15 protein-coding genes are annotated in these 16,923 nt (G+C 62.2%); all 15 read left to right on the top strand.

Annotated elements, in window-relative coordinates:
* Nucleotides 1-118 precede the first annotated feature (118 nt).
* The 15 genes from IGS55_RS05410 (at nucleotide 119) to IGS55_RS05340 (ending at nucleotide 16,877) form a co-directional block, all read left to right on the top strand.
* Entirely contained in the window at nucleotides 119-808 is a 690-nt protein-coding gene (locus tag IGS55_RS05410) for a CAAX prenyl protease-related protein (RefSeq protein WP_230515393.1), read from the top strand.
* A 40-nt stretch (nucleotides 809-848) separates the two neighbouring features.
* Complete coding sequence (gene epsL, locus IGS55_RS05405; RefSeq protein WP_230515392.1) at nucleotides 849-2,111, top strand: XrtB/PEP-CTERM-associated polysaccharide biosynthesis outer membrane protein EpsL; 1,263 nt, start codon at nucleotides 849-851, stop codon at nucleotides 2,109-2,111.
* 8 nt (nucleotides 2,112-2,119) lie between these two features.
* The gene (locus IGS55_RS05400) at nucleotides 2,120-3,502 is read left to right on the top strand and encodes an undecaprenyl-phosphate glucose phosphotransferase (RefSeq protein WP_128140191.1); all 1,383 of its coding nucleotides are present in this window, start codon (nucleotides 2,120-2,122) and stop codon (nucleotides 3,500-3,502) included.
* Between the two features lie 495 nt (nucleotides 3,503-3,997).
* Entirely contained in the window at nucleotides 3,998-5,068 is a 1,071-nt protein-coding gene (locus tag IGS55_RS05395) for an EpsD family peptidyl-prolyl cis-trans isomerase (RefSeq protein ID WP_442908144.1), read from the top strand.
* Nucleotides 5,069-5,122: 54 nt separating this feature from the next.
* Nucleotides 5,123-5,911: a polysaccharide export protein EpsE gene (gene epsE / locus IGS55_RS05390; protein WP_102295793.1), complete on the top strand. Its 789-nt coding sequence runs from the start codon at nucleotides 5,123-5,125 to the stop codon at nucleotides 5,909-5,911.
* A gap of 66 nt (nucleotides 5,912-5,977) precedes the next feature.
* Nucleotides 5,978-7,387 (top strand): chain length determinant protein EpsF, encoded by a 1,410-nt coding sequence (epsF, locus tag IGS55_RS05385; RefSeq protein WP_230515390.1) that lies wholly within the window; start codon nucleotides 5,978-5,980, stop codon nucleotides 7,385-7,387.
* Between the two features lie 15 nt (nucleotides 7,388-7,402).
* Nucleotides 7,403-8,278, top strand: a complete 876-nt coding sequence (epsG, locus tag IGS55_RS05380) for a chain length determinant protein tyrosine kinase EpsG (protein WP_230515389.1) — start codon at nucleotides 7,403-7,405, stop codon at nucleotides 8,276-8,278.
* Nucleotides 8,278-9,174: an exosortase B gene (gene xrtB, locus IGS55_RS05375; RefSeq protein ID WP_102295787.1), complete on the top strand. Its 897-nt coding sequence runs from the start codon at nucleotides 8,278-8,280 to the stop codon at nucleotides 9,172-9,174. Before epsG ends, xrtB begins: the two co-directional genes overlap by 1 nt.
* Entirely contained in the window at nucleotides 9,171-9,857 is a 687-nt protein-coding gene (epsI, locus tag IGS55_RS05370) for an exosortase-associated protein EpsI, B-type (RefSeq protein WP_102295786.1), read from the top strand. Before xrtB ends, epsI begins: the two co-directional genes overlap by 4 nt.
* A gap of 152 nt (nucleotides 9,858-10,009) precedes the next feature.
* Nucleotides 10,010-10,732 carry a glycosyltransferase family 2 protein gene (locus tag IGS55_RS05365; protein WP_230515388.1) on the top strand — a complete coding sequence of 241 codons (723 nt, stop codon included), beginning with the start codon at nucleotides 10,010-10,012 and terminating at the stop codon, nucleotides 10,730-10,732.
* Nucleotides 10,733-10,765: 33 nt separating this feature from the next.
* A complete protein-coding gene (locus tag IGS55_RS05360) occupies nucleotides 10,766-11,878 on the top strand; it encodes a DegT/DnrJ/EryC1/StrS family aminotransferase (protein ID WP_230515387.1) in 1,113 nt (370 codons plus the stop codon).
* An 84-nt stretch (nucleotides 11,879-11,962) separates the two neighbouring features.
* The gene (locus tag IGS55_RS05355) at nucleotides 11,963-13,024 is read left to right on the top strand and encodes an acyltransferase family protein (RefSeq protein ID WP_230515386.1); all 1,062 of its coding nucleotides are present in this window, start codon (nucleotides 11,963-11,965) and stop codon (nucleotides 13,022-13,024) included.
* The gene (locus IGS55_RS05350; RefSeq protein WP_230515385.1) at nucleotides 13,021-14,292 is read left to right on the top strand and encodes a lipopolysaccharide biosynthesis protein; all 1,272 of its coding nucleotides are present in this window, start codon (nucleotides 13,021-13,023) and stop codon (nucleotides 14,290-14,292) included. Before IGS55_RS05355 ends, IGS55_RS05350 begins: the two co-directional genes overlap by 4 nt.
* A complete protein-coding gene (locus IGS55_RS05345) occupies nucleotides 14,289-15,851 on the top strand; it encodes an O-antigen ligase family protein (RefSeq protein WP_230537162.1) in 1,563 nt (520 codons plus the stop codon). Before IGS55_RS05350 ends, IGS55_RS05345 begins: the two co-directional genes overlap by 4 nt.
* On the top strand, nucleotides 15,852-16,877 hold the full coding sequence (locus IGS55_RS05340; RefSeq protein WP_230515383.1) for a glycosyltransferase family 2 protein: 1,026 nt from the start codon (nucleotides 15,852-15,854) through the stop codon (nucleotides 16,875-16,877).
* The last annotated feature ends 46 nt before the right edge of the window (nucleotides 16,878-16,923 follow it).

Here is a 16,923-nt window from a genome sequence, read left to right as displayed (position 1 = left end):
TAGGATTACTTGCCACGGCAACGGTTCTGCTTGATATAATTATATAATTATATTTTTTACATCGGAGGATGCATGTTTGTTATCGAAAACACGCGCTCCGGACCATGGCGTCCGGCGCGTGGTTCCACCTCCGGTGCGCATCAGCATGTTTGACCGCGCCGCCTTGCCCCGGGTAGCGCCATTCCTCGCCTACCTCTCCTTCATCTTCATCGTCGACATGCTGGGCCGGGCGGGCTTTGCCGCGCAGGACCTGCGCTGGCTGTATGCCGTCAAGATCGGCGTCGTGCTGGGCATGTTGTTGTACTGGCGCCGCAGTTACACGGAACTGGCCTGGGTGCCATTGGGCGCGCGCGCGCTGGCCGTGGCGCTGGCGACCGGCATTGTTGTTTTTCTGCTGTGGATCAACCTTGATGCAGGCTGGATGACGATCGGCAGTGCCGACGGCTTTGACCCCCGCAATGGCGACCAGATCGAATGGAGCCTGGTCGTGCTGCGCATCGCCGGCGCGGCGCTCGTGGTGCCCGTGATGGAAGAGCTGTTCTGGCGCTCCTTCCTGCTGCGCTGGATCGATGCCCCTGACTTCCTCCGGTTCAATCCGCGCCTGGCCAGTGCCAAGGCCTTTGTTGTCAGCGTGGTACTGTTTGGCTTTGAACACAATTTGTGGCTGGCCGGTATCGTTGCCGGCGCCGCATATAGTCTGCTGTACATGCGTAGCCAGAACCTGTGGTCGCCCATCCTCGCGCATGGCGTGACGAATGGCGTGCTGGGTATCTGGATTGTTTCCGGTGGACACTGGACTTACTGGTAATATTGCCAATCAACTGTTTGCTCTCTCAAAGACAATGCCCATGTTGAATTTTTTGCCCAAGAATACCCCCGCCGTGTCCTTTGTCCCTGCGCGCCGCGCCAGCCTGCGCTTGCGGCATCTGCCTGCCGCGCTGCTGGTGCTTGGCGGGGCGGCGGCCAGCCAGTCCGCCTTCGCGGCCTTCAATGACACGATTTCACCGTTCATCGCCACCTCGTATTCGTATGACGACAACCTGTTCCGCCTCGATGACAATGCCCCCGGCTTCCAGGGCCAGCGCTCGGACACGTCGCGGCAGGTGCAGGCGGGCTTCCTGTTCAACCGGCCCATCGGGCGGCAGGTATTGACGGGGCAGGCGAAATGGTCGCGCGTTTATTTCGACCATTTCGACGAACTCGATTACAGCGGCAAGGATTATCTGGCCGACCTGGAGTGGCATATCGCCAACCACCTGGAGGGCCATGTGGGCGCCAGCTATTCGCAAACCCTGACGCCGTTCAGCGACGTGCGCAGCACCAACCGCAACCTGCGCGTGCTGCACCGCGAATATGCGAATGGCGGCTGGCGCTTCCATCCCAGCTGGCGCGTGCGTGGCGGATTTACACGCGAGCGCTACACCTATGACTCCGTGGCCTTGCGCTATGCCGACCGCTCGGAAAATGCCACTGAGCTGGGCTTGGACTATCTGCCGTCCACCGACAGCCGCATCGGCCTGCAGCTGCGTCACCTGAAGGGCAGCTATCCCTATCGCAACAATATTACCGGCCTGGGGTTGGACACGGGTTACGAGCAGGACGAGGTCAAGGCCAATATCTACTGGCGCTTCAGCGGCATCACCCAGGTGCAGCTGCTGGGCGGCTGGGTCAAGCGCAAGAACCAGCTGTTCGCGGGCCGCGATTCGAGCGGCGCGAATGGCCGCTTGACGGTGTACTGGGCGCCGCTGGGCAAGGTGCGTTTCACGGGCAGCGTCTGGCATGAATTTGCCGCCGTGGAAAGTTCGCTGATTACCAGCAGCCTGAACAATGGCGCCAGCGTCGGCGCCACTTGGGATGCCACCGCGAAAATCCGCGTCGATGCGCTGCTGCGCCGCGAAAAGCGCGACTTCTCGGCCGTGAGCGGGCTCGACCTGCCAGGCGACGTCAGCGATACTACGCGCACGGCCTCGCTGGGTGTCACCTACAATATCCGGCCGAACATCCAGCTGGGCCTGAACGCCTTCCGCGATTCGCGCACGGGTGCTCCCATTATCAATACAGGCAGCTACCGGGCCAAAGGTATTTCATTCAATGCCAGTGCGCAGTTCTGAAGAGTCCCATGACGGTTAACGATATTCCCCTGATTTCCTTTTTCCAGCGCGTCCTCGATCCGCTCATCATCATGGGCACGCTGTACTTGCTCTCGGTGCTGGGCGGCACGCCGTTTACCGGCTATTCGCTGGTGCTGATGATGCTGGCGTTCTTCATCTCGTCGTCCGTGTTCCAGTATGTCGACCCTTACCGTACCTGGCGCAGCGGGCGCATGCTCGCGTATGCGCGCGACGTGCTCGTCGGCTGGACGGTGACGGTGCTGATCCTTGTCTTCCTGGGCTCGGCGACGGGCCTGGCTTTTCATTTCGACCGCGACCTGGTGCTGGGCTGGTTCCTGCTGACCCCGTTTGTGCTGCTGGCCAGCCACCTGGCGGCGCGCCGCCTGATCGCCGATCCGGGGCGTGGCAGCGAGGTGCGCTCGGTGGTGATCATCGGCGCCAATGACGCCAGCCTGAAGTTTGCCGCCACGGTGGAGCGCAATCCGAACCTGTTCATGCAGGTGTGCGGCTTCTTCGATGACCGCACCGATGACCGCTGGCCGGAAAAGATGCGCGAGCCCATGCTGGGACGCATGTCCGATATTGCCGCGTATGTGCGCGCCCACAATATCAAGATGATATTCATCAGCCAGCCCATTTCGGCCCAGCCGCGCATCCGCAAGATGCTTGACGAATTGCAGGATACGACGGCTTCCGTATATTTCTTGCCAGACATTTATATCTTCGACCTGATGCAGGCGCGCTTCGACAGCGTGGGCGGCATGCCCGTGATCGCCATCCGCGAGTCGCCGTTTACGGGCTTTAACAGCATGGTCAAGCGGGGCAGCGATATCGTGCTGGGACTGTTGATCCAGATCATGCTGCTGCCCGTCATGCTGGTCATCGCCATCGCCGTCAAGTCGACGTCGAAGGGGCCGGTGATTTTCCGCCAGCGCCGTTACGGTCTGTATGGCGAGGAAATCATCGTGTATAAATTCCGCTCGATGACCGTGAGCGAGGATGGCGCCGTGGTGACGCAGGCCACCAAGAACGACCAGCGCGTCACGCCCATCGGCGCCTTCCTGCGCCGCAGTTCTCTCGATGAATTACCGCAGTTTATCAACGTGCTGCAAGGGCGCATGAGCATCGTCGGACCCCGTCCCCATGCCGTCGCGCACAATGAGCAGTACCGCAAGCTGATCAAGGGCTATATGCTGCGGCACAAGGTCAAGCCGGGCATCACGGGATGGGCGCAGGTCAATGGCTTGCGCGGCGAGACGGAAACCCTGGACAAGATGGAGGCGCGCATCCATTTCGACCTTGATTACCTGCGCAACTGGTCGCTGTGGCTCGATTTGTGGATCATCTTGCGCACCGTCAAAGTTGTGTTGAAACGTGATAATGCGCACTAGGCGCCACACTCGTACAAACTCGATTGAATGTTTTGTTTGTCTGGGGGCGATAAGCGATAAAATGAGGCATGCCGGGTGCGCTCCGCGAACTTCCGCAAGGTAGCGCGCAGCCTGTATCTCCGTCATCCAGAAAACATGACAGTAACTGCTTGCTTGCCGCCCTGCGGCCTATTGCATCGATACTCACACGGCAAGAGCCGGCCGCCGGCGCCATGCCGCGGTTATGGCAGTCACAGAGAAAATAGTCAGGTAAATACATCGTTGATCACCGTGCGGCAGCAGCCGTTTTTTTGCGGGATATATGCTTTTTTTGAAACAATTTTCCCGTGAGAATAGTTGTATTTATGGATATTTAATGATATTTTAAGCAAATATTTCTGTTAGTACTATGCACACAGCGGTAGTTTATTTATAATATTGCAATGATGTTGTCATTTTGTGCAGTGGACTGCCACCGGTTGGGTGCCAGGTTCGCTGTGCTGGTGGCGGAATGGCATGGCCTCCGCCTGGCAATTTTCCAATCCCCAAGGAGTAATTTTGAAGCATTTCGATATGGCAAGACTGACGGTTCCAAAACTTGGCGGGCCTAAACGCGTGCTGTGGGCCAGTGCCTTTCTCGTCATTGCAGCTGGCATGTCGGCATGCGGCGGGAGCAAGGAAAAGAAAGCCGGGCAGACGCTGGCCAGCGTGAATGGCGAAGAAATCACGGTGCTGCAACTTAATGAAGAGTTACAGCGCGCGAATGTGTCGGCCGTTCAGCAAGAAGCCGCCAGCAAGCAGTTGCTCGAATCGCTGATCGACCGCCAGTTGCTGCAAAGCGAAGCGGCGAAAGAAAAACTGGACCGCGAGCCGAAGGTGGTGCAAGCCATCGAACGGGCCAAGTCGCTGATCATTGCCCAGGCCTACATGCAAAAACGCGTCGGCACGATTACCCGTCCGACCAAGGCTGAAGTGGAAAAATACTTCACCAACAATCCGCAGTTTTTCTCGCAGCGCAAGCAATTCGACATGCGTGAACTGATCATCGCCACGGCCGACATGAATGATGACCTGAAGGTGGCCATGGACAGCGCCAAGTCGCTCGAGGACGTGGCGGCATGGCTCGACACGCACAAGGTCAAGTATGGCCGTGCCCAGCTGTCGCGCACGAGCGCCGACCTGGCCCCTGAGCTTTCCGGCAAGCTACTGAGCATGCCGAAAGGGCAGTTGTTCATTATCCGCGAAGGCGACCGCACCTTGCTGATCTCGCTGGCCGACGTCAAGGACAACCCCGTCACGCTGGACGCGGCATCGCCGCAAATTGAACAGTTCTTGTTTAACAAGAAGAGCAAGGAAGCGGCCGATGCGGAACTGGCGCGCCTGCGTGCGGCAGCGAAAATCGAGTATCTGAACAAGAGCGTCACGGGCAAGGATGCCAGCGCCGCCGCGTCGGCAGCCGCTTCCGCGCCAGCGCCGGCCGCTGCCGTGACACCGGCCGCGCCCGTCGTGGTCGCGCCAGCCGTGCCTGCCTCGGCGCCGACGGCGTCGAGCGAAGCCAATGACCGCGGCGTTGCTGGACTGAAGTGAAGCGCGGGCAAGACCATTTTCAACTGAAGCTTATCAATAGAATTGGGTAATAACATGAAACGACTTGCTCTCTGGATCATGGCCGCTGTCCTGGCTTGCAGTGCTGGCTTCGCATCCGCCGCTGATGTCTTGCTGGGGCCGGGTGACGTGCTGAAATTGTCCGTCTACGGCAGTCCCGACCTGGGACTGGAAACGCGCGTCAGCGAGGCCGGTGAAATCACCTTCCCCCTGATCGGTGCGGTGGCGGTGGGCGGCCTGTCCGTGGCCGCAGCGGAAAAGAAGATCGGCGGCCTGCTCGAAGGTGGCGGTTTTATCCGCAAGGCCCAGGTTAACATCATCGTTTCCGCGCTGCAAAGCCAGCAGGTATCGGTACTGGGCCAGGTCAACCGTCCCGGACGCTATCCGCTGGAAGGGCGCCGCAGCATGCTCGACGTGCTGGCCATGGCGGGCGGCCTGAGCGCGGATGGCGGCGACAGCGTGAGCCTGATCCGCAAGCGCAACGGCAAGACCACCAAGGAAAGCGTCGATATTGTCGATATGGTGCGCAGCGCTGACCTGAACCGCGACTATGACATGGCCGGCAACGACGTCATCTATGTCGAACGCGCGCCGCGTTTCTACATCTACGGCGAAGTGCAGCGTCCGGGCGCCTTCCGCCTCGAGCGCTCCATGACGGTGCTGCAAGCGCTGTCCGTGGGCGGCGGTCTGACGCAGCGCGGCACCGAACGCGGCGTGCGCATCAAGCGCCGCGACGAGGCGGGCAAGCTGGAAGTCATTTCGGCCAAGCATGACGATCTGCTGCAAGTGGACGACGTCGTGTATGTGCAGGAAAGCCTGTTCTAACACCATGGCCAGCGGCATTCAGCGGCTAGCCAGTATTTCTTTTTTTCACGGCATGGGAATCAATTCATGAGCTTTTCACAATTTTTATTGATCCTACGGGCGCGCCGCTGGATTTTGCTGCTGACCTTGCTGGTCACCGTCTCGGTGACCGTGGTCGTCAGCCTGTTGCTGCCCAAGACCTACAAGGCCACCAGCTCGCTGCTGCTCAACTACAAGGGCGTCGATCCGGTGACGGGCCTGACCATGCCGGGGCAGTTGCTGCCCGGTTACATGGCGACGCAGATCGATATCATCAGCAGCAAGAACGTGGCCCTGCATGTGGTCGATTCGCTGCGCCTGGCCGACAGTCCTGCCGTCGTGGCGCAGTTCAACGAAGCGACGGAAGGCAAGGGCAGCGTGCGCGACTGGCTGGCCGATCTGCTGCTGGCCAAGCTGGACATCGTGCCATCGCGCGAAAGCAGCGTGGTCGACATCAGCTTCAAGGGTGCCGATCCGCAATTCGTGGCGGCCGTGGCGAATGCTTTCGCCGACGAGTACCAGAAAATCAATATCCAGCTGAAGGTCGATCCCATGAAGAAGGCGTCCGCCTACTTCAGCGACCAGATCAAGCTGCTGCGCGACAACGTGGAAGTGGCGCAAAGCCGTCTCTCCAAATATCAGCAGGAGCACGGCATCGTCAGCATCGATAACCGCCTCGACGTGGAATCGAACCGCCTGAACGACCTGTCGGCGCAGCTGGTGGGTGCGCAGGGCCAGGCGATGGAAGCGACGTCGCGCCAGCGCATGGCGCAGGGCAGCAATGCCACCGAGTCGCCTGACGTGGCGGCCAATCCCCTGATCCAGAGCCTGAAGGTCAACCTGGGCAGTGCGGAATCGAAGTTTGCCGAAGTCTCGCAGCGCCTCAGCGTGAACCATCCGCAATACCAGAGCGCCAAGGCCGAAGTGGACAAGCTGCGCGCCGATCTGCAGGCACAGCTGCGTATCGCCTCGAACAGCGTGGGCAACAATGCACAGATCATGCAGCAGCGCGAAGGCGCGATCCGCGCCGCCCTGGCCGAGCAAAAGACCAAGGTGCTGGAACTGAACCGCACGCGCGATGAAATGGGCGTGCTGGCCAAGGACGTGGAAAGCGCGCAGCGCGCCTTCGACGTGGCGTCGCAGCGTTTCTCGCAGACCAAGATCGAAGGGCAGTCGGACCAGTCGGATATTTCCGTGTTGAATCCAGCCGTGCCGCCGATCAAGCCGGCAGGACCGAAGATCCTGGTGAACACCGTGCTGGCCGTGTTCCTGGGCGGCATGCTGGGCCTGGCGTTCAGCGTGCTGGCCGAGATGCTCAACCGCCGCGTGCGTTCCGAAGGCGATTTGCAGGATGTGCTGCAAGCGCCGGTGCTGGGCGTGATCAACTGGAATCCGCCGGCGAAAAAACGCCGCAGCTTCATGAATGCCTTTACTTTCCGCCGTTTGCGGGCCAACTAATTGATGGATACTCCCATGAACCACCCAGCGCTGAGCAATACCATACGTCCACAGGCCCGCGGCGGCGATTCCAGCATCGGTGGCTTGCTGTTGGAATCTGGCAAGATCACTCCTGAAAACGCCGAACGCGTACTGCGCATGCAAAAGGAACTGGGCATCCGCTTCGGCGAAGCAGCCCAGCGCCTGGGCCTGATCACGGAAGCGGATATCCAGCAAGTGCTGGCGCGCCAGTTCGACTATCCCTACCTGCAGCAGGGCCAGGGCAAGTATTCGGCCCGCCTGCTGGCCGCGTATCAACCGTTCAGCCCGCAGGTCGAAGTGCTGCGCGCCATTCGCAGCCAGCTGATGCTGCGCTGGTTCGCCCTCGGCCGCAAGTCGCTGGTGATCATGGGCGTCGACAGCGGCGATGGCGCCAGCTTGTTCGCGGCCAACCTGGCCGTGGTGTTTTCGCAGCTGGGCGAGCATACCCTGCTCGTTGATGCCAACCTGCGCACGCCGAGCCAGCACCAGATCTTCGACCTGAAGAACAAGCAGGGCCTGTCCGACGTGCTGGCGGGACGCGCCGACCTCGACGCCATCGCCAAGATCGACGAATTCGTCGACCTGCACATCCTCGAAGCGGGTACCTTGCCGCCGAATCCGCAGGAATTGCTCAGCCGCACCGCCTTCACGGACTTGAACGCGCGCCTGGAAAGCCACTTCGACGTGGTGCTCTACGACGCCGCTTCGCTGTCTGCAGGTTCCGATGCGCTGGCCATTGCCGCGCGCGCCGGTGGCGTGCTGCTGGTGACGCGCCGCAATGAAACCCTGGTGGCGGACTTGAACGCGGCCAGCGAGCAGCTGTCGCAAATCGGCGCGGACATCGTCGGCTCCGTGATGGTTGAATTCTGATGGCTGGTCTGGACACCGCTGCTGTGTTACCGCGGATTAAGAAGCTGGCGCCCGAGTGGCTGCCGATTGCGATAGGCTTCGTGTGCATGTTTGGATCGACTTTCTATGGCCTGTTTCACGGCGTGTGGGCCACGGAAGAGCAAGCCCACGGCCCCATCATCCTGGTCCTGTCGCTGTGGCTGATGGCCCGCCGCTGGAAGGACGTGCCGCCGGCCGCCGGCAGCGCGGCCGCCGGCTGGCCCGTGTTCATCGTCTCGCTGCTGCTGTATATCCTGGGCACTTCGCAGCAAATCGTCTCGTTCGAGATCCTCTCGTTCATCTTCATGCTGGCCGCCCTGCTGCTGTTCAAGCGCGGCCCCGGCGCCTTGCGCGTGCTGTGGTTCCCCTTCTTTTTCATGCTGTTCATGGTGCCGCTGCCAAGCTCCGTGGTCAGCACGCTGACCATGCCGATGAAGCAGGCCGTCTCGTATGTTACCGAGCACCTGCTGTACTGGGCCGGCTATCCCATCGCGCGTACCGGGGTGATCCTGCAGATTGGCCAGTACCAGCTGTTGGTGGCCGATGCCTGCGCAGGCCTGCAGACCCTGCTGACGCTTGAATCGCTGGGCCTGTTCTACCTCAACGTGGTGCGCCATACCTCGGCCTTCCGCAACATCGGCCTGGCCCTGCTGATCGTGCCGATCTCGTTTACGGCCAACGTCATCCGCGTCTGCGTGCTGACCTTGATTACCTATTATTTCGGCGACGCCGCAGGGCAGGGCTTCTTGCACGGTTTTGCCGGCATGGTCCTGTTCATCAGCGCGCTGGTACTCATCATTGGCGTGGATTCGCTGCTGCAGTGGCTGTCGCGTTCGCGCCGTCCGCCAGCGGCGCGGCCGCAGGGAGCAGGCGCATGAAACGAGCGATCTTGAGCAGTATCGTCCTGGGCGTGCTGATGGCGGCCTCGGCAGGAACGGCGAAGCTGATCACGCCGACGCATTTCCTGGCCGACAAGCGCCCGCCGGTCGAGCTGAAGGCCCTGGTGCCGACACAGTTCGGCAACTGGCGCGAAGAGACGCAAGGCCACGCGAATGTGATCAACCCGAGCACCGAAGAAGCGCTGAAGGCGATCTACACGCAAACCCTGTCGCGCACTTATGTGAACAACGAAGGCTATCGGGTGATGCTGTCGATCGCCTACGGCGCCAACCAGAGCGACGGCATGCAGCTGCATTATCCGGAAGTGTGCTATCCGGCGCAGGGCTTCGAGCTGACGGGCAAGCAGGATGGCGTGCTGGCCACGCCGCAGGGCGATATCAAGGTCAAGCGCCTGCAGACGAATCTGTCGCGCGAACGCTACGAGCCGGTGACGTACTGGAGCACGGTCGGCGACGTGGTGGTGCGTAGCGGAAATGAAAAGAAAATCGCGGAAATGCGCTATCGCCTGGCCGGCGATATTCCGGACGGCCTGCTGTTCCGCGTGTCGTCGCTGGACACCGATACGCAGCGCTCGTTTGCCATGCAGGAAGACTTTGTCAATGCCATGCTGAAGGTGCTGCCGGAGAATAGCCGGCGCCGGTTGATGGGCTTTGCCAATTAGGCGTGGCATATGTGGCGCCGTTGCCGGCGCCGGTGGAGCTGCTTTGCCAGCGTGCAGTCAAGGAGGAATGGTTGTCGAATTTCACGAGTTTACGGCGGTTAGCAGATAAAGGCAGGAAAATATGGTCGCGTCTCAGGGAACCGCTGCGCTCGATGCGCGACCTGGGCCTGGGAGCGCGTGCCGGTTTTCGCGGCGCCCGCAAGAGTGCCGCCTATCAGGCCGCTTACGAGATGCCGCAGCCGCTGGTGACCGTCTGCGTGGCAACCTACAACCGCGGCGTGCTGCTGACGCAGCGCTGCCTGCCGTCGCTGCTGGCGCAGGATTACCCGCACCTGCAGATCGTGGTGGTGGGCGATTGCTGCACCGATGACACGGCCGAGCGCGTGGCGGCGCTGAACGACCCGCGCATCGAGTTCGTCAACCTGAGCGAGCGGGGCGTGTACCCGACGGAGCCGCGCCAGCGCTGGATGGTGGCCGGCACCCTGGCGCTGAACCATGCCTTGTCGCTGGCGCGCGGCCAGTTCGTCACGCACCTCGACGACGATGACGAGCATGCGCCGGCGCGCATCAGCACACTGCTGGCCCTGGCGCGCAGCACGCGCGCCGACATCATCTGGCATCCCTTCGATTACGAACGGGTGCCAGATGAGTGGCATGTGAACCAGGCGCCGCATTTCGCGGTGAATAATGTGTCGACCTCGTCCGTGTTCTATCACCGCTGGCTGGCCTCGATTCCGTGGGATATCACGGCCTGGCGCTACGCGGAGCCGGGCGACTGGAACCGTTTTCGCAAGATCCGCTACCTCGGCGTGCGCGCCGTGCGCGCGCCCGACCGCTTGCTGAAACATTACCGCGAGCGCAACCAGAAGGCCTAGCCACCGTACGCCTTATATATAATTGTTGCTATTATGAAAAAAATCTTCGTTACCGAACCGTCCCTGCCGCCGCTCGATGAATTCATGCCCTATCTGCAAAAGATCTGGGACAGCAAATGGCTGACCAATGCCGGCCCCTTTCACCAGGAGCTGGAGCGGGAGCTGGCCGAGTATCTGGGTGTCAAGCACCTGGCCCTGTTTACCAATGCGACCATCGCGCTGGTGACGGCGCTGCAGGCGCTGCGCATTTCGGGTGAGGTTATCACCACGCCGTACTCGTTTGTCGCCACGGCCCATTCCCTGCTGTGGAATGGCATCAAGCCTGTGTTTGTCGACATCGACCCGCAGACATTCAACCTCGATGCGGCCAAGATCGAGGCGGCCATCACGCCGCAGACGACGGCGATTTTTCCCGTGCACGTGTACGGCACGCCGTGCAATGTGGAAGAGATCGAGCGCATCGCCGACACCTATGGCCTGAAGGTGATCTATGACGCGGCACATGCGTTCGGCGTGCGCCACAAGGGCACCAGCGTGCTCAATTACGGTGACTTGTCGGTGCTGAGTTTCCATGCCACCAAGGTCTTCAATACCTTCGAGGGCGGCGCCATCATCTGTCCCGATGCCAAGACCAAGCAGCGCATCGACCATCTGAAAAACTTTGGTATCGTCGATGAGACGACCGTCGTCGCGCCTGGCATCAATGGCAAGATGAACGAGGTGCAGGCGGCATTCGGCTTGCTGCAGCTCAAGCACGTCGATCATGCTCTGGCGCGCCGCGCGCAGATCGCCGCCCGTTACCGTAGCCACCTGGCCACGGTGCCTGGCATTACGGTGCCTACGGTGAACGATCCGGCCCAGCTGAACAATTCCTACTTCCCCGTCTTCGTGGAAGCGGATTTCCCGCTGCAGCGCGACGCTCTGTATACGTATCTGCAGACGCAGAACATCATGACGCGCCGCTATTTCTATCCACTGATCAGCGAATTCCCCATGTACCGCGGCTTGCCGTCGGCTGGCCGGCATTTGCTGCCGGTGGCCCACCATGTGGCGGACCGGGTGCTGTGCCTGCCGATTTTCCCGGATTTGCCGCTGGAACAAGTGGACCGCATCTGCGATATCCTGCGCACCTTGCCAGCGCAGTGACGCGCAGCAGCGGGAGCAGCATGTTTTCTTTTAATGCAGTCATGGCCGGCTGGTACCGTCCAGCCGCCCGCCAGGATCACGAGCATGACGTCGCCGGCCAATAATTTCAATCTGCTGCGCCTGCTGGCTGCCTGGCTGGTACTGTTTTCGCATAGTTATCACTTGAGCGCGCAGGGTGCGCGCGAGCCGCTGATGCTGCTGACGGGTGGGCGCATGACCCTGGGCACGGTGGCCGTTGGCGTGTTCTTTTCCATCAGCGGCTACCTGATCACGGCGAGCGCGTATGCGCGCCCCGAACTGCGTTCGTTTCTCAGTGCGCGCGTGCGGCGCATCTTCCCCGCCCTGATCCTGGTGGTGGTGCTGACGGCGTTGTTGCTGGGACCGCTGGTCACGACCCTGGAGCTGGCCGACTACTACCGCGATGGCGAGACGTGGAGCTACATCGCGCGCAATATCACCATGTGGCATTTGCAATATGTCTTGCCGGGTGTGTTCACCGCCAATCCGTACGGGGCGGGCGTGAATGGTTCGCTGTGGACCCTGCCCATCGAGTTTTCGCTGTACCTGGCCGTGGGCGGCGGCGTGTGGCTATTGCGCCGCATCGGCCGCCTGGACTCTGTCGCCTTGCCCCTGCTGGCGATCGTGGCCGTGTGCGCGCTGTGCTGGTGGAAGGTGCTTGAAGGCAGCATGGCCGGGCCGATATTGCTGGTTCCCTATTTTTTGCTGGGCGCCGCCTATCGCCTGCTGCGCCGCCGCGTGCCCATGCATGGCGGCATCGCCGCCCTGCTGCTGGCCGTGTGGGGCGCCGGCGCGCTGGTGCCAGGGCCGCTGTTCCACCTGCTGGCCTGTGTGGCGATCAGTTATGCCACCTTGTGGCTGGGGCGCCACCCCGCGTGGGTGGCGCCCGTCAACCTGGAAAGGATCGGTGACTTGTCGTATGGGATTTATCTGTTTGCCTTTCCCGTGCAGCAAACGCTGCTGATGTACGGCTGGGCGACGACGCCGGTCGGCGTGTGCTTGCTGGCCAGCGCCGTCGTGCTGCCCCTGGCGTGGTGCTGCTGGCATGCTGTCGAGCGCCATTTCGTGGTTATGCGCACCTCGGCCGTGCCGCCCGCCGATGTCGCCGCCGTGCAGGTGCGGCCTTGAGCGACTTGAAGCGGATAGTCGGCATGAGCGTGGCGCGCGGCTACGGCATGGTGCTGTCGCTGGGCACCCTGTTCGTCTCGGCGCGCCTGCTGGGGCCGGATGGCCGCGGCGAGTTTGCCGCCGCCATGGCGTGGGCGGCGCTGTTTGCCACCTTGTTCCACCTGAGCCTGGGGCAAGCCCTGCAGCACCGCCTGCAGTCGGCCGACAGCAAGCCGGCGCTGGGCGCGCAGATGGGCACGCTGGGCGGCATGGCGCTGGGCCTGTCGCTGCTTGCGCTGGCGCTGGCGGCGCTGCTGTACGCGGGGACGGGGGGCGCGCTGTTCAAGGGATTGTCGCTGTTGCCATTGAGTATAGCCATGGCGTGCGTGCCCTTGCTGATCTGGGAGCAGTATGCCTCGAACATGCTGGCGGCCAGCGCCCAGACGGGTTTGCTGAATCGCGCCCAGTACTGGGGCCGCAGCATCGGTTTTCTGCTGTTCTTTTTGCTGGTGATGTACCTGGGCTGGGGCGTGCCGGGCGCGCTCGCCTCGCAGTTGCTGGGCCAGTTTTTCGTTGCCGCCTTGGTGGCCTGGCCGTTGTGGCAGCTGGCGGGCCGCTCGGCCAGCTGGGTGAAGAGCGAAGTGCGCCCCCTGATGAGCGCGGGCGCCATCATCCACCTGACGACGGTGAGCGCCTTCCTGCTGGACCAGGTGAGCATCTTGCTGATCAATCATGACCTGGGCAAGCGCGAAGTGGGGTTTTACCAGCTGGCGCAGCAGATGGTGACCTTGCTGCTGATCGTGCCGCAGAGTGCGCTGATGGTGATTTATGGCGGCCTGGCGCGCGCCACGCCGGACGCCTTCTGGCCGCAGCAGCGCCGGCTGGCGAAAAAAGTGCTGCTGGCGGTGGCGGGCGTGTGTGTGGCGGCCTACCTGCTGGCGCCGCTGATGATTTCGCTGGTGGCCGGCCAGGCGTTCGCACCCAGCGCGGCGATGTTCCGCGCCTTGTTGCCGACGGTGCTGGGCATCAGCCTGGCGCTGCTGATGACGCCGCAATGGATAGGGCGGGGCATGCTGAAACTGAATACCGGCTTGACGATCGCAACGAGCATCGTCGTCGTGGCGGCCAGCTACTGGGCCATTCCCCGCTACGGGGTGGACGGTGCGATCAATGTGCGCCTGGCCGTGTATGCGGTATGGATACCGCTGGCGCAGGGCATTTTCTGGTGGTGGTGTAATCGTGGCGCACGCAACTACGCGGCGCTGCAAACAAGCAAGGGAGCACAATGATGGCAAGACAAAAACGCAGTTCCTTCCAGGGGAGTTTCTTACTGATGGGCATGCTGCTCATCGGGGCGGCGTTTTTGTGCCTGATCGCTGGCCTGATGGCGGCCGTGCTGTCGCCGGGCGCGCTGGTGCGCCTGCTGGCCTTGCCGATGGGCGTGATGGCGCTGATAGGCATGTGGGTCATGCCCAAGCGCAAGACCGCGCCCGATGCTTTGCTGAACGGCTTGCTGTTGCTGCTGGTGCTGTTCATCAACCTGTGGCCCGCCTACATCGTCTACCGCTTCGGTGGCTTGCCGTCAATCAATCCGACCAAGCTGGCCTGGCTGTCGCTGCTGATGGTGGGCGGCTTTTGCATCCTGTCCTGCCGCGATCCCATGGAACGCCTGGTGCGGCGCTGCAAGGCGCATCCCTTCATGGTCTTCAGCGTGCTGTTCCTGTTTGCCTGGCGCGTGCTCAGCTCGGCAATGGGCGAACAGCCGATTTCGCAGGTGCTGTCGCTGGCCGTGGAAGTCATTACCTGCTACATCGCTTTCTTCGTCTTCCTGGCGATACTGCGCGATGAAAAGGATGTGTACCGACTGCTGGGCCTGCTGATCCTCGTTGCCATCGTCCAGGCCCTGCTCGCTTCATATGAGGCGGCCGTGAAGCACACCCTGTTCGACCGCTTCATCGTGCTCAGCGCGGAAGATTCGGCAACCATGCTCGACACCGTGCGTGAAAAATTCCGCGACGGCCATTACCGGGCCCAGGGCACGTTCGAACATCCGATGGTGCTGGCCGAATTCATGGCCATGATGGCGCCGCTGGCCGTGGCCGTGTTTCTCAGCAACCCGACGCGTCTGCTGCGCTGGGCCAGCGCGGCCTTCATTCCGCTGGCCTTCATCGTGATCCTGTCCTCGCGCAGCCGCGTCGGCGTCGTGGTGCTGGTGGCGGCTGTGCTGCTGGCCGGCGCCTTGCTGCTGCTGCCGCGCGGGCGCAACCTGGGGCAGGAAAAAGCCAATCTGTCGCTGCTGATGGCCATCCTGCTGCTGCCCGTGTTCCTGATCGTCGGCTATTTCGCCCTGCATGAGGTCACGGCCCTGGTGGTGGGCCGCAGCCAGGGCGAAATGAGCAGCACCATGTCGCGCGTGATGATGCTCGAGCGGGGCATGCCGCTGATCGCCGCCAATCCCTTCATGGGGTTCGGCAATGGCATCGGCGTGGTCAAGCTGGGCTTTTTCGATGGCGTACGCTACAACATCGATAACTATTGGCTGGGTATCGCACTCGATTCCGGCATACCCGGCTTGCTGGCCTTCCTGTCGATTTTCGGCAGCGGCGTGCTGCTGGGCCTGAAGATGTACAAGCAGCGGGCCGACGGCGCCGGTATGGCGGCCGGCTTCATGGCCATCGCCATCCTGATTTTGCTCGGCTGTAAAACCGTGCTGTCGATTTTTTCCGGCCTGACCCTCGGCTACCTGCTGCTGGCGGCGATTGTCGTGCTGGCCGAATCGCCTGAACAAGCCGCGCCGGAGGTGGAAAAAAAGGTGAAGCGCCCGGGCCGCATGCTGAAAGCGAAATAAATGCCGATACCGGAAAAGTCTCCCAAGGTTTGGATCGTCCTCGTCAACTGGAATGGCTGGCGTGACGCCGTCGAATGCCTGGAAAGCGTGCTGCGCCTCGATTATCCCGACTTCGGGGTGATCGTCTGCGACAACGCTTCCAGCGACGGCTCGATCGGCAAGCTGCGCGACTGGGCCGCCGGCACGCTGGCCTGGACGGCGCCCGCCGGTCCGCTGGCCCGGCTGACGACGCCGCCGGTGCCGAAGCCGGTGGCGTGCGAGCACGTGCGCGCGCCGGCCAGCTTCCGCCATGGCGACAGCACCGCGCGCCTGCTGCTGGTCGAGACGGGAGGCAACCTGGGCTTTGCCGGCGGCAACAATGTCGGCATCCGCATCGCGCTCGACGACCCCGCCTGCGCCTATGTGTGGCTGCTGAATAACGACACGGTGGTCGAACCCGGCTGCCTGGCGGCGATGGTGCGGCGCGCCGGCATGGATGCCGAGACGGGCATCACGGGGTCCGTGAATTGCTTCTATGCCGACCCCGGGCGCGTGCAGGCCCTGGGCGGCGGGCATTTCTCGCCATGGCGCGTGGCCATTGACCTGCACGGCATCGGCATGCGCCGCGGCGACATCGATGCGGCGGCGGTGCGGCGCGCGCAGGCGCGGCTCGATTGGGTCAGCGGCGCTTCCATGCTGGTGTCGCGCCGCTTCCTGCAGGGTGTCGGCGAGATGGAAGAATCCTATTTCCTGTATTTCGAGGAAATCGACTGGGCCCTGCGCGCGCGCGGGCGTTTCCGCCAGGCGCTGGCGGAAGACGCCATCGTCTACCACAAGGCGGGTAGCTCGACCAAGGAGCAGCACGACAGCGACTTCGCCATTTATACCCAGTACCGCTCGCGCTTCAAGATGTACCGCAAGTTGCTGCCCCGCCTGCTTGTGCTGTGCCATGTGCGCACCGTGCGCGACATGCTGGTAGCGGCCCTGCGGGGGCGCAAGGTGGCGTCGCGCGCCATGCTGCGCGCCATGCGCGACGACTTGTCCTGACACGCCCCGCCCGGTGCCCACCCGCATGCCTTGCCACCTTTTCCTT

Source organism: Janthinobacterium sp. EB271-G4-3-2 (genome assembly GCF_020858035.1).
Taxonomy (GTDB): Bacteria; Pseudomonadota; Gammaproteobacteria; order Burkholderiales; family Burkholderiaceae_D; genus Janthinobacterium; species Janthinobacterium aestuarii.
This window is presented reverse-complemented; position numbering and strand designations above follow the sequence as displayed.

Coding starts and splice junctions, on each gene's coding strand:
- epsL (WP_230515392.1), top strand. CDS start 849: ATGTTGAATTTTTTGCCCAAGAATACCCCCGCCGTGTCCTTTGTCCCT.
- IGS55_RS05400 (WP_128140191.1), top strand. CDS start 2,120: ATGACGGTTAACGATATTCCCCTGATTTCCTTTTTCCAGCGCGTCCTC.
- IGS55_RS05395 (WP_442908144.1), top strand. CDS start 3,998: ATGGCCTCCGCCTGGCAATTTTCCAATCCCCAAGGAGTAATTTTGAAG.
- epsE (WP_102295793.1), top strand. CDS start 5,123: ATGAAACGACTTGCTCTCTGGATCATGGCCGCTGTCCTGGCTTGCAGT.
- epsF (WP_230515390.1), top strand. CDS start 5,978: ATGAGCTTTTCACAATTTTTATTGATCCTACGGGCGCGCCGCTGGATT.
- epsG (WP_230515389.1), top strand. CDS start 7,403: ATGAACCACCCAGCGCTGAGCAATACCATACGTCCACAGGCCCGCGGC.
- xrtB (WP_102295787.1), top strand. CDS start 8,278: ATGGCTGGTCTGGACACCGCTGCTGTGTTACCGCGGATTAAGAAGCTG.
- epsI (WP_102295786.1), top strand. CDS start 9,171: ATGAAACGAGCGATCTTGAGCAGTATCGTCCTGGGCGTGCTGATGGCG.
- IGS55_RS05365 (WP_230515388.1), top strand. CDS start 10,010: ATGCGCGACCTGGGCCTGGGAGCGCGTGCCGGTTTTCGCGGCGCCCGC.
- IGS55_RS05360 (WP_230515387.1), top strand. CDS start 10,766: ATGAAAAAAATCTTCGTTACCGAACCGTCCCTGCCGCCGCTCGATGAA.
- IGS55_RS05355 (WP_230515386.1), top strand. CDS start 11,963: ATGACGTCGCCGGCCAATAATTTCAATCTGCTGCGCCTGCTGGCTGCC.
- IGS55_RS05345 (WP_230537162.1), top strand. CDS start 14,289: ATGATGGCAAGACAAAAACGCAGTTCCTTCCAGGGGAGTTTCTTACTG.
- IGS55_RS05340 (WP_230515383.1), top strand. CDS start 15,852: ATGCCGATACCGGAAAAGTCTCCCAAGGTTTGGATCGTCCTCGTCAAC.